An 11,610-nucleotide genomic window follows, 5' to 3' on the forward strand; every position below is an offset into this window, starting at 1 on the left:
GCTAAGCGTCAGCGCTCCAGGCGACTGTAGTTGGCATGACGTCGATCACGGCAGTCTCCAGCTGTCTTCCCGACACCATCCCGATCGCGCGCTTCCAACAGGAACTCCAGCTGACGGATGTGCAGCTCCGGCGCTACCAGCGCTTCTACGGGCTCTCCGAGGTGTGCCGCGACCCCGCGGCCACCGAGACCGAGCTGCTGCTGCGCGCCGCGACCAAGCTGGTGGAACTGCGCGGGCAGGAACAGCGCGTCAAGTACGTCCTCCAGGCCCGCACGATGCCGTCGCCGCTGCCGTACCCGATGACCTCGCTCCGACCGCTCCAGGTCGAGCTCGGCCTGGAGCACGCCGCCGGCTTCGTCGTCTCGCACCACGCCTGCGCCTCCGGGCTGCTCGCGCTGGACCTGGCGGGCACCCTGCTGGCCGCCGACCCGGACCCGAACGCGCTCGCCCTGGTCCTGGCCGGGGAGAAGGCGTGCACCACCCAGACGCAGTCCATCCCGGACGTCACCGTCATGGGCGAGGGCACCGTCGCCTTCCTGGTGAGCGCGGACCGCACCGGCTCCGACCGGATGCTCGGGTACGCAACGCGCACCCACACCCAGTTCGGCGACGAGTTCATCATGGGCGACGCCGCCGCCAAGGAGTTCCAGGACCTGTACGGGCCCGGCCTGTGCGAGGTGATCGGCGCCGCCCTGGAGGAGGCCGGCTGCGGCCTCGACGAGCTGGCGCTCGTGCTGCCGCACAACGTCAACCGGCTGTCGTGGATCGGCGTCTGCAAGACGCTCGGGCTGCCGCTCGACAAGGTCTTCCTCGACCTGGTCGGCGAGACCGGGCACTGCTTCTGCGCCGACCCCTTCATCAACCTGCAGAAGGCCACCGAGCTGGGGCGGCTGCGCCCCGGCGACCGCTACCTGATGACCAGCGTGGGGCTCGGGGCGACCTTCGCCGCGATGGTCCTGGAGCACTGACGGCCGTCCACGGGACCGGCCGTCCCCCGCAGTACCGGCGCACCCGCACCCGCAGCACCTGCGCACCCGCCGCACCGCGCCCGAGCGCACACGAGAAATGACGAGGTCGACATGCATCTACCGTCCTCCGGCTTCAGCGCGCGCCTCAAGCGCGCCGTGACCGGGTCCGCGGACACCCCGCTGGTGTTCCTGGGCAACTTCGAGGTGGAGAACCACTGGGCGCTCGGCGAGCCCGCGCTGCCCCGGGTCGCCTCGCACGCGGGCAGTGCGGTGGTGAACCGCATGGACGAGTTCGCGCTGCTGCTCGGCGGCAAGGACGACCACGTCGTGCTGAAGACCGCCCTGGACGAGGGCTACCGCGGCTACCTGGAGGGCCTCGGCCTGGAGCTGCCCACCGTGCACGTGGTGGCCGGCCAGGACCCGCAGCGCACCGTCAGCGAGGACGCCCTCGCCGACCCCGAGCTGCTGCGCGCGCTGTCCGCCGTCGCCGCCGAGGGCGCCCGGCTGACCGCGCACGGCATCTCCACCGTCGAGGAGGAGCTGGCCGAGCGCACCGGGCTGCAGCTGGGCGCGCCGACCGCCGCGGTCTGCAAGCGGGTCAACAGCAAGGTGTACAGCCGCCGGCTCTCCGACGAGCTGGGCATCCGCCAGGCCCGCGGCTGGGCCTGCGAGACGCTGGAGGAGCTGGCCGAGGCGGTGGCCGCGGCCGGTGAACTGCTGGCGGCGGGCCGCAAGGTGGTGCTGAAGGACGCGTTCGGCGTGTCCGGCAAGGGCATCGTCGTGCTGGACTCCGAGGCCCGCCTGGGCCGGCTGCACCGGATGGCGGTCCAGCAGGCCGAGCGCGCCGCCAAGGCCGCGGGCGGGGCCCCCCGCACCGCGCTGGTGATCGAGGAGTGGGTCGCCAAGCGCTGCGACCTCAACTACCAGTTCACGGTGGGCCGGGACGGCTCCACGCACTTCGACTTCGTCAAGGAGCTGCTGACCGAGGGCGGCGTCCACAAGGGCCACCGGATCCCGGCCCGGCTGACCGACGGGCAGGTCGCCGAGATCGAGGCGACGGCGCTGCGGCTCGGCGAGCGGCTCGCCGCCGACGGCTACTACGGCGTGGTCGGCGTCGACGCGATGGTCGACCCGGACGAGGGCCTGTACCCGGTCATCGAGATCAACGCCCGCAACAACATGTCCACGTACCAGAACGTGGTGCACGAGGGCGGCCTGGCCGGGGCCGACGACGTCGCCGTCGCCCGGCACTTCCCGCTGCGGCTGACCCGCCCGCTGCCCTTCGCCGAACTGGCCGAGGTGCTGGACGGGCTGCTGCTGACCGAACGGGGCCCGCGCCCGCGCGGCCTGTTCGTGAACAACTACGCCACGGTGAACGCCGCCGCGGGCACCGCCGCCGACACCGAAGCGGACGGCTTCGAGGGCCGGCTGTACGGCGTGCTCGTCGGTGCCTCCGACGAGGAGATCGAGGCGCTCGACACCGACATCACCCGCCGCCTCGCGGCCTACCCGGAACGGAGCTGACCGTGAGCGTCGCATTCGAGGTGCAGGGCCTCGGGATCACCGAGCTCGCCGAGGAGTTCGGCACCCCGCTCTACCTGTACGACGGCGAGGAGATCACCACCCGCTTCCAGGGGCTGCGCGAGGCGCTGCACCCGGCGCTGGAGGTCTTCTACTCGCTCAAGGCGAACCCCAACATCTCCGTCTGCGCGCTGCTGCACAGCCTGGGCTCGCGCGCCGAGGTGTCCTCGCTGACGGAGCTGGTCACCGCCCGCCGGGCCGGGGTCGAGCCGCGCGACATCATCTTCCTCGGCCCGGGCAAGAGCCGCGGCGAGGTGGCGGCCTGCCTGGACGAGGACATCCACGCGATCGTCTGCGAGTCGATCGGCGAGCTGGACCTGATCGACGAGGTGGCCCGCGAGCGCGGGATCACCGCCCGGGTCGCGCTGCGGGTCAACCCGCGCTTCTCGGTGAAGGGTTCGGGCCTGACCATGGGCGGCAAGCCGCGCCAGTTCGGCACCGACGAGGAGCTGCTGCTGGCCGAGGGCAAGGACCTCGCCGGCCGCTACCCCAACATCCGGCTGATGGGCGTCCAGGTGTACCTGGGCACCCGCATCCTGATCGAGGAGTCCGTCGTCGAGAACACCCGGCGGATCCTGGAGCTGGCCGAGCGCCTCTCCACCGAGCTGGGCTTCCCGCTGGAGACGGTCGACGTCGGCGGCGGCCTCGGCATCGCCTACTTCGACAACGAGAAGGACCTCGACGTCGCCGAGCTGACCGCCGGGCTCAACCCGCTGATCGCGGACTTCCGCGCCCGGCACCCGGAGACCCGGATGATCATGGAGCTGGGCCGCTTCCTGGTCGCCGCGTCCGGCACCTACGTCACCCGGGTGCGCTACACCAAGACCTCGATGGGCGAGAACTTCGCGGTCACCGACGGCGGCACCAACCACCACATGGCGGCCGTCGGCATCGGCTCGTACGTGAAGCGCAACTTCCCGATGGCCGCGCTGGAGCGGCTGGACGAGCCGGCCACCGAGCCCTGGCACATCACCGGCCCGCTCTGCACGCCCAACGACGTCATCGGCAAGAAGGTGCCGATGCCGGCGCTGCGGGCCGGCGAGCTGATCGGGGTGCAGCGCTCCGGCGCGTACGGGCCGACGGCCTCGCCGGTGCACTTCCTCAGCCACGGCTACCCGGCGGAGGTGCTCGTCCTGGACGGGCGGGCGCACCTGATCCGGGAGCGCGACGACGTCGAGGCCATGCTCGGCCGCCAGCGGCTGTACGCGGCCCCCGGCGACGACCAGAACTGACCACCGACCGGCCGACCCACGGCCGGGACCAGTCCGAGGAGAACACCATGAGCGACACTGCCAACACCGTGGCCGACGTGAAGTACGTCGACGCCGTCCGCAAGGGCCTGTCGGAGGTCCTCAACAAGGACGTCTCCGGCGCCGACCCGGGCGTCCGCCTCTTCGACGAGCTGGGCCTGGACTCCAGCAGCGCGCTCGAACTGCTCATCACCATCGAGGAGATCCTCGACGTGCAGTTCGACGCCGACGAGCTGGACATGACCCACTTCGAGACCGTGGGCTCGCTGGCCGGCTTCGTCGCCGCGGAAGCGAGCGCCTAAGCATGTTCCGCGCGACTGCGCCCGTACGGCGTCCGGCCCCGGCCCGCGCGGACGGCACGCCCGGCCCGGCCCCGGCGGCGGTCCTGCCGCGGCTGATCCGGGCCGGCGCCCACACCCCGCCGGGGCCTGGCGCGCCGTACCGGCCGGAGGCCGCGCGGGAGGACTTCTACCGCGAGCTCGGGGCGCTCTACGGCGCGGACTTCGACCGCGAGCAGTTCGCCGCCTCGGGGCGGCGCACCTCGGTGGAGCTGGCCCACGGCGCGCTCGACGCGCTGGGCCCGCTGACCCCCGAGGAGTGCCCCGAGGTGGTGGTGGTCGCCTACTCCGCGCCGGACTTCGACCACGCCGAGCTGGTCGCCTCCTGCGTGAAGGGGCGGCTGCCGGGCGAGCCGCTCTCCTTCGCCCTGTCCGACCAGGGCGTCCTGGCGCCGTTCAGCGCGCTGCGGGTCGCCGTGGAGTACGCCCGGCGGTGCGGCTGGTCGCGGCTGCTGCTGCTGGTCGTGGACCAGGGCACCCAGCCGTTCCCGCTGCCCGCGACGGGGCAGAGCGCCGTCCACACGGACGCCGCGGTCGCGCTGCTGATCCACTGGGACGGCGGCGACGCGCCGCTGGGCGGTGCGGCCCAGGGCCTCCCGGAGCCGGGGCTGTTCGCCGGCTGGGACGCCTCGGCCGCGCTGGTCACCGGCTCCGGCCTGTCCGACGGCTGTGCTGAACTTCCGGCACACGGCGGTCCGTGGACCAAGGTGGCGGCCGGACAGCCCGCCACCGGCGGCTGGGCCGCCCTGCTCGCCGCCGCCGACCGGGACCGCCCGGTGGTGGTGGCCGACTACGACCGGGAGCGCGGCTTCCTGGCCTACTGCACACTCGACACGGGGGAGTTGGGGGTCCGATGACGGTTCCGGCCGAGGTGCGCGAGCACTGGCAGGAGGCCCGGACGAGCGCGCGCAACGACGGCCTCGTCCCCGCACTGACCCTGCTCTCCCGCGCGCTGTCCCCCGGGGTGGCACCGCGCGGCCCGCGCGGGCACGCCGTGGTCCCGCGCGAACTCCTCGGCGAGTACGCCGAGTTCGGCGACGACGAGGACGGGGACGAGGACGGGAATGGGGGCCTGGACCCGGTGCCCGGTCTGGCCGTCCTGAGCCCCGCCGACGCCACCCGGGCGCCCGCCGGCCCCGACGCCCACGACTGGGGCACCGGCCTCGCCTGGCTGCGGCTCGGCGCGTCCGAGCGGCTGCGGGAGGCCTGCCTGGCCTACCTCGCGGGCCGCCAGGTCGAGGGTTCCTCGCTGCTGCTGCAACAGCTGGTCAAGGGCGCGCTCGCCGACGTGCTGATCGACCACCTGGAGATCGAGGGCGTCCTCGACGACCTCACCGAGGGGCCGGACGACTCCCCGCCGGCCCCCGCCCGGCCGCTGGACGGCCCGGCCCTCGCCCGCCTCCAGGCCCAGATCACCCAGGCCGACCGCGCACTGCTGCGGCTGCTCGGGGCGTACGGTTTCACCGCCGAGGGGCCGGGCCGGGCGGCGTACGCCTCCGAGCTCCTCGCCGACGTGTACTGCGGCTGGCCGGGGCCGGTCGGGGACACGGCACAGAACGTCGACTCCCGGAAGGGGAACGTGTGATCAGCCTGCCCGGCCCGCTGGAAACCACGCACCGGCACGTGCGGCGGTGGGCCGAAGACCTGCGGGCGGGCGCGCTCGACCTCGACCGGGACCCGGAGGCCGTCCACCGCTTCCTGGACCTGCCCGCCGTGCGCTTCCTGGCCGGCCACCAGGTGCCGCCGGAGTGGGACCGGGCGTCCGCCGAGGCCGGTGCCGGCCCCGCGCACGGCCTGGCGACCCTGGAACGGGTCCTGGTGAGCGAGGAACTGGCGCGCGGCGACGCCGGGATGATGCTGGGCGCGCCCGGCGCCTCGATGTGCGGGGTGCTGCTGAGTGTGCTCGGCAGCCAGGCCCAGAAGGACTGGGTGTACGGCCGGCTCGCCGAACGCCCCCGCTGGACCTGCTTCGGCCTCACCGAGCCCGACCGCGGCTCGGCCATCGGCGAGATGACCACCACGCTGACCCCGGTGGGCGACGGCTCGTACGTCCTGGACGGCGAGAAGCGCTACGTCGGCAACGCCGCCCGGGCCGACCTGGGCGCCGTGTTCGCGCGGGTCGCGGGCACCGAGCGGCTCGGCGTGCTGGCCGTCCTGGTGGACACCGCCGACCCCGGCTTCCGGGCGGAGCCGCTGCCCACCCTCGGCCTGCGCGGCGTCCAGCTGACCCGGATCACCCTCGACGGGGTGCACGTGCCGGCCGAACGGGTGCTCGGCGCCCACCTGCCGCCGACCCGGCGGGGGATGTGGAGCATCGTCTCGGTCTTCAACCAGCTCCGCCCGAGTGTGGCCGCGATCGCCCTCGGTATCGCCCGGGCCGCCCACGACTACGTCGCCGAGAACCGCCGGGAACTGCGCGGCGCGGAGCGCGAGCTGTTCGAGTCGCTCGGCCAGCGGATCGACGCGGCCCGCCGGTTGACCTACCGGGCGGCCCTCGCGGTGGACCGCAAGCCGGCCGCCGGGCACCTCTCCTCGGCGGCGAAGGCCCGCGCCTGCGAACTCGCCGAGGACGTCACGATGCGCGCGCTGGGTTTCTTCGGGCCCGGCGCCCGGCTGGACCACCCGCTCCTCGACAAACTCGCCCGGGACGCACGGGGCGTGGAGTTCATGGAGGGGACACGGAACATCCAGAAGCTGAATCTGTTCCAGGGGCTGCACACCGGAAAGGTGGGCCGGTTCTGAACGGGACAGAACAACCGGTCGGTCGGGATACGGTCGAGATCTGGCAGATTCCGCTGACCGGTGGCGAGCACCCGGACCGCCCGGACGGCGAAGCCGCCCAGGGCGCCCCGGACGGGTACCCGCCGCACCTGGAGGAACTGCTCGACGAGCAGGAGCGGGCGCGCGCCCGGAGCGGACAGTTGCCCGGGCTGCGGCGCCGCTTCGTGCTCGCGCACGCCGCCACCCGGATCGTCCTCGGCGAGCGCCTCGGCCGCCCCCCGGCCGGGCTGCGCTTCAGCCGCGGCCCGTGGGGGAAGCCGGCCGTCGAGGACGCGCCGGGCCTGCACTTCAACCTGTCCCACTCGGGCGAGATCGCCCTGCTCGCCCTGGCATCACGGCCGGTCGGCGTGGATGTCGAGCTGGCCCGCGCCGAGCTGGACACCGCCCGGCTGGCCGGTCGCTTCTTCCCCCCGGACGAACGGGAGCTGGTGGCCCGGGGCGGGCCCGACGCCTTCACCCGGCTGTGGACCAGGAAGGAGGCGTGCGTGAAGGCCTCGGGCGCCAGACTCACCCAGGGCATGGGGATCCCGGTCGCCCACGACGGACCGGAAGCCACCGTGTACGCACGCTCCGGTCCGTTGCCCGGGCCGTGGAGAGTCACCGACCTGCCGCTGCCCGAGGAATACGCGGGGTCCGTCGCACTGATCGGCGACGGGCCCTTTAACGTGTCCCGGCGGATGTGGTATCAAATTCCGCCCGGGGAATCCGGCGGCAGCCCTCTCGGGTCGGCTGTCAAGTAGAAGAAACTCCCCCTCCAATCGTCGAAGTTGTACCCGTGATCATGCGTCGAAGCGTCACTAGATTCAGTGATGCAGGCGAACGCCGCACCGCACCGGCCGGACTCACAAGTCAGGCCCGTGTCTTGATCCGGGCATTTCTTTTGAGGAGGGGAACGTGATCGTGGAAGGCAGGAACGTGATCACCAGGGCCGCTCGGTGGAGCGCCGTCCACCCCTGGTGGGCGATCGCGCTCTGGGTGGCGTTCGTCGTGGCGGCCCTCGTGGTCGGCGGCGTCACGGGCACCCGGCAGGCCACCACCTCCGACCTCGCCATCGGCCAGTCCGGCCGGGCGGCCGCGATCGCCCGCAGCGGCGGCCTCCAGGAGCGCGCGGTGGAGAACGTCCTCATCACCCCGTGGGGCGGCGGCCGGCTCGACCCCGTCCAGGCGCAGTCCGCGGCCTCGGACGCCACCCGCGACCTGAAGGCCCTCCCCGGCATCAGCTCGATCGACGCCCCGGTGCCCGCGCCGGACGGCTCGGCCCTGCTCGTCCCGGTGACCCTCGACGGCGATCCGGAGACCTCCGCCGACCGGGTGCAGCCGCTCATCGACACCGTGGCGAGGACCCACTCGTCGCACACCGAGCTGCGGATGGAACTCGTCGGCGCCGGCTCGATCAAGGCCGGGCTCAACGAGATGCTGAGCAAGGACCTCGGCAAGGCGACCGTGCTGAGCCTGCCGGTGACGCTGCTCGTGATGGTCTTCGTGTTCGGCGCGATCGTCGCCGCGAGCGTCCCGGTCGTCCTCGGCCTGTCCTCGGTGCTCGCCGGGCTCGGCCTGTGGGGGGTGGCCTCCCAACTGGTGCCCGATCCGGGGCCGGTGACGCACGTCATCGTGCTGATGGGCATGGCCATCGGGGTCGACTACTCGCTGTTCTACCTCAAGCGCCAGCGCGAGGAGCGGGCGTTGGGCGCCAACAACATCGACGCCATCGAGATCGCGGCCGCCACCTCCGGGCACTCGGTGCTGGTGTCCGGCGTGGTCGTCATGATCTCGATGGGGGCGCTCTACCTCGCCGGGCACATCGCCTTCGAGTCGATGGCCACCGGCGCGGTGCTGGTGGTCGCCATCGCGATCACCTCCTCGCTGACCGTGCTGCCGGCCATGCTGTCCCGGTTCGGCCGCTACCTGGACGCGCCGCGGGTCCCGCTGGTGTGGCGGCTCACCCAGAAGGGCGGGGTCAAGCCGCGGCTGTGGTCGACCATGCTCAAGCCCGCCCTGCGCCACCCGGTGATCGCACTGGTGGTCTCGGTCGGCGCGCTGCTCGTCCTCGCGCTGCCCGCCCTCGGCCTGAAGCTCAAGGCCACCGGGATCGACGACCTGCCCCGGTCGATCCCGGCGATGCAGGCCAACGAGCGGCTGACCCACTCCTTCCCGAGCCAGGCCGACACCCACACCGTCGCGGTGAAGGTCCCGGCCGACCGGACGGCGCAGTTGGGCACCGCGGTGGAGTCGCTGGTCGAACGCGCCTCGCAGGACGACCTCTTCGTGCACAACCCCGCGCCGGTCGTCCGCACCTCCCCCGACGGCACGGTCGCCACCATCGCGATCGGCACCCACTTCGACAGCGGCTCCCCGCAGGCCCGCGCCTCGCTGGCCCGGCTGCGCCAGGACCTCGCCCCGCAGACCCTCGGCACGGTCGCGGGCGCCGAGTTCGCGGTCGGCGGCAGCGACGTCGCGTTCGACGTCGACTACCGGGCGAACGTCATGCACAAGATGCCCTGGGTGCTCGGAGTGGCCCTGGTGCTGACCTTCCTGGTGATGACCGCCGCGTTCCGCTCGGTGGTGCTCGCGCTGATCACCGTGGTGCTCAACGTGCTGTCCGCGGCGGCCTCCTTCGGCCTGCTCGCGCTGATCTTCCAGCACACCTGGGCGGAGGACCTGCTGCACTTCGAGTCCACCGGCCGGGTGGTGGCCTGGCTGCCGCTGATGCTCTTCGTGATCCTGCTCGGCCTGTCGATGGACTACCACGTCTTCGTGGTCAGCCGGATCCGGGAGGCGGCGCGCGGCGGGCTCTCCGTCAAGGAGGCGGTCGAGCAGGGCATCACCCGCACGGCCGGCGTGGTGACCAGCGCCGCGGTGGTGATGGTCTGCGTGTTCGCCCTGCTGGCCTCGCTGAACTTCATCGAGATGAAGCAGATGGGGGTGGGCATGGCCTGCGCGGTGCTGCTCGACGCGACGGTGATCCGGATCGTCGTCCTGCCGGCCGTGGTCACCCTGCTCGGCTGGAAGACCTTCTGGCCCTCGCGGCTCGCGCGCCAGACCACGACCCGGACCCCGCGGATGCCGGCCATCGTGGCCGCCGCGGCGGCGGCCTCGGCGGCACGCACGACCCTCCCGTAACACGGGACCCGTCCAACTCGACGGCCGGGGAAGGGCTTAGCCCCTCCCCGGTCCTTTTCGTGTGCGTTTGGTGCAGGCGCCTGGCCACAACCAGTCGTGACAAGGGGTTTGACGCCGACTGTCCCGTGGTGGTTTGTTACGGGAGTTGTAGAATCGCATGCGCGTTCGTCGGCACGTGAACGACCTTCCCGGTGACGGGGGGGCGCAACTGCCGGTGGACGCGCCACGGGGAAGCAGGGGGCGGTCAGGGGGGTGGCCATGCACAGTGACGGCAGCCTCGCCTCGGCGCGCTGGCGCAACGAACTCACCCGGGTCGGGACGTTGTCCGGACGGGAACGGCAGGTCTTCGACCTGATCGGTGCCGGACACTCCAACCGCGGCATCGCCGCCCGACTGCACGTCACGGAGCGCACGGTGAAGGCGCATGTCGCCAACATCCTGGCGAAACTGGGAGTGGAGTCGCGGCTTCAGGTGGGGTTGGTGGCGCAGGTTCATCAACTCATGTACGAAGGTACATGGCCGGACGACCCAGGCGTGTCCGATACTTGACCAGCGCGAATGATACCCAGGCTTTTCCCCTTTGTCAGGCCACCCCAAACACGTCGACCACTGTTGACGGTGGCCGGGCCGAGGTCACAGGAGAAAAGCTTGTGGCTGGAGTTCACCGCTAGGGACGGGGAATTTGGTGTACATCTCCATATTAGGCCCACTATTGATCGGCGACGGTCAGCGCACCGTAGGTCTACGGGCGAAGAAGAATCGCGTGATGCTCACCATGCTGGCGCTCAACGCCGGTCAGGTGGTCGCGTTCGACGAACTGATCGACGAGCTGTGGGGGGAAGCGCCGCTCAAGAACGCGCGCAACGCCTTGCAGGCCAATGTCAAACGCATGCGCAAATCGTTGGCGGAACTTGGTCTGGAGGGGCCGGACCAGGAACTCATCCGCACGGTTGACAACGGTTACATGCTCAACGTCTCGGAGGACGCGGTCGACGCGTACCGGTTCCTGCGGACGGCGGAGAAAGGCGCGGGGCTGGTCAGCAACCGGCCGTACGAAGCGATGGACACGCTCCGCAAGTCGCTCGGGATGTGGCGCGGACCGGCCCTGCTCGACACGAGCGACGGGCCCTGGTGCCGTGCCGTAGCGCTGCGTCTGGACGAGCAGCGCAAGACCGCGCGGGAGGACCTGATCTCGGCCCAGCTGCAAGCGGGCGAGGCGGGGACGGTGGTGGCCGAGCTGAAGCAGTTGCTCGCCCAGTACCCGGAACGCGAGCGGTTCAGCGAGCAGTTGATGATCGCCCTCTACCGGTGCGGCCGGCAGTCGGAGGCCGTCGACATCTTCCACCGCACCCGGAAGTGGCTCGACGACGAGTTGGGGCTCAAGCCGAGTCGTCGTCTCCACCACCTCTACCAGGCGATCCTGATGCAGGATCCCTCGCTGTAAGTCCCGTCGGGGCGAGGGCAGTTCGCCCCGGCACGCCGGCGGCGCCCCGGCGGGGGAGCCGCCGACGGCCCCGGGACCGCCGGGCCCGGAGTGCGGGGCCGGCCCGCCCGGCGTTCAGGACCCGCGCA

General features: G+C 72.2%; 11 protein-coding genes. All 11 read left to right on the forward strand.

What is annotated here, in order from left to right; all coding sequences use genetic code 11:
- Nucleotides 1–35 precede the first annotated feature (35 nt).
- The 11 genes from ACFWPT_RS37950 to ACFWPT_RS38000 all read left to right on the forward strand — a co-directional run bounded on the left by ACFWPT_RS37950 (nt 36) and on the right by ACFWPT_RS38000 (nt 11,482).
- Complete coding sequence (locus ACFWPT_RS37950) at nt 36–968, forward strand: 3-oxoacyl-[acyl-carrier-protein] synthase III C-terminal domain-containing protein (protein ID WP_063348739.1); 933 nt, start codon at nt 36–38, stop codon at nt 966–968.
- A 111-nt stretch (nt 969–1,079) separates the two neighbouring features.
- Nucleotides 1,080–2,492 carry an ATP-grasp domain-containing protein gene (locus ACFWPT_RS37955; RefSeq protein WP_063348738.1) on the forward strand — a complete coding sequence of 471 codons (1,413 nt, stop codon included), beginning with the start codon at nt 1,080–1,082 and terminating at the stop codon, nt 2,490–2,492.
- A 2-nt stretch (nt 2,493–2,494) separates the two neighbouring features.
- Entirely contained in the window at nt 2,495–3,781 is a 1,287-nt protein-coding gene (locus tag ACFWPT_RS37960) for a type III PLP-dependent enzyme (RefSeq protein ID WP_063348737.1), read from the forward strand.
- 47 nt (nt 3,782–3,828) lie between these two features.
- Complete coding sequence (locus ACFWPT_RS37965) at nt 3,829–4,101, forward strand: acyl carrier protein (RefSeq protein ID WP_063348736.1); 273 nt, start codon at nt 3,829–3,831, stop codon at nt 4,099–4,101.
- Between the two features lie 2 nt (nt 4,102–4,103).
- Entirely contained in the window at nt 4,104–4,994 is an 891-nt protein-coding gene (locus tag ACFWPT_RS37970; protein WP_380487425.1) for a hypothetical protein, read from the forward strand.
- The gene (locus ACFWPT_RS37975) at nt 4,991–5,722 is read left to right on the forward strand and encodes a hypothetical protein (RefSeq protein ID WP_380487427.1); all 732 of its coding nucleotides are present in this window, start codon (nt 4,991–4,993) and stop codon (nt 5,720–5,722) included. Before ACFWPT_RS37970 ends, ACFWPT_RS37975 begins: the two co-directional genes overlap by 4 nt.
- Nucleotides 5,719–6,879: an acyl-CoA dehydrogenase family protein gene (locus ACFWPT_RS37980; protein WP_380378840.1), complete on the forward strand. Its 1,161-nt coding sequence runs from the start codon at nt 5,719–5,721 to the stop codon at nt 6,877–6,879. Before ACFWPT_RS37975 ends, ACFWPT_RS37980 begins: the two co-directional genes overlap by 4 nt.
- Before the next feature lie 179 nt (nt 6,880–7,058).
- A complete protein-coding gene (locus ACFWPT_RS37985; protein ID WP_371518148.1) occupies nt 7,059–7,658 on the forward strand; it encodes a 4'-phosphopantetheinyl transferase superfamily protein in 600 nt (199 codons plus the stop codon).
- A 154-nt stretch (nt 7,659–7,812) separates the two neighbouring features.
- Nucleotides 7,813–10,038: an MMPL family transporter gene (locus ACFWPT_RS37990; RefSeq protein WP_380487430.1), complete on the forward strand. Its 2,226-nt coding sequence runs from the start codon at nt 7,813–7,815 to the stop codon at nt 10,036–10,038.
- A gap of 258 nt (nt 10,039–10,296) precedes the next feature.
- Nucleotides 10,297–10,587 (forward strand): helix-turn-helix transcriptional regulator, encoded by a 291-nt coding sequence (locus ACFWPT_RS37995; protein ID WP_107453059.1) that lies wholly within the window; start codon nt 10,297–10,299, stop codon nt 10,585–10,587.
- A 136-nt stretch (nt 10,588–10,723) separates the two neighbouring features.
- Nucleotides 10,724–11,482: a BTAD domain-containing putative transcriptional regulator gene (locus ACFWPT_RS38000; protein ID WP_380487432.1), complete on the forward strand. Its 759-nt coding sequence runs from the start codon at nt 10,724–10,726 to the stop codon at nt 11,480–11,482.
- The last annotated feature ends 128 nt before the right edge of the window (nt 11,483–11,610 follow it).

The sequence above is a fragment of the Kitasatospora sp. NPDC058478 genome (genome assembly GCF_042720345.1).
Classification (GTDB): domain Bacteria; phylum Actinomycetota; class Actinomycetes; order Streptomycetales; family Streptomycetaceae; genus Kitasatospora.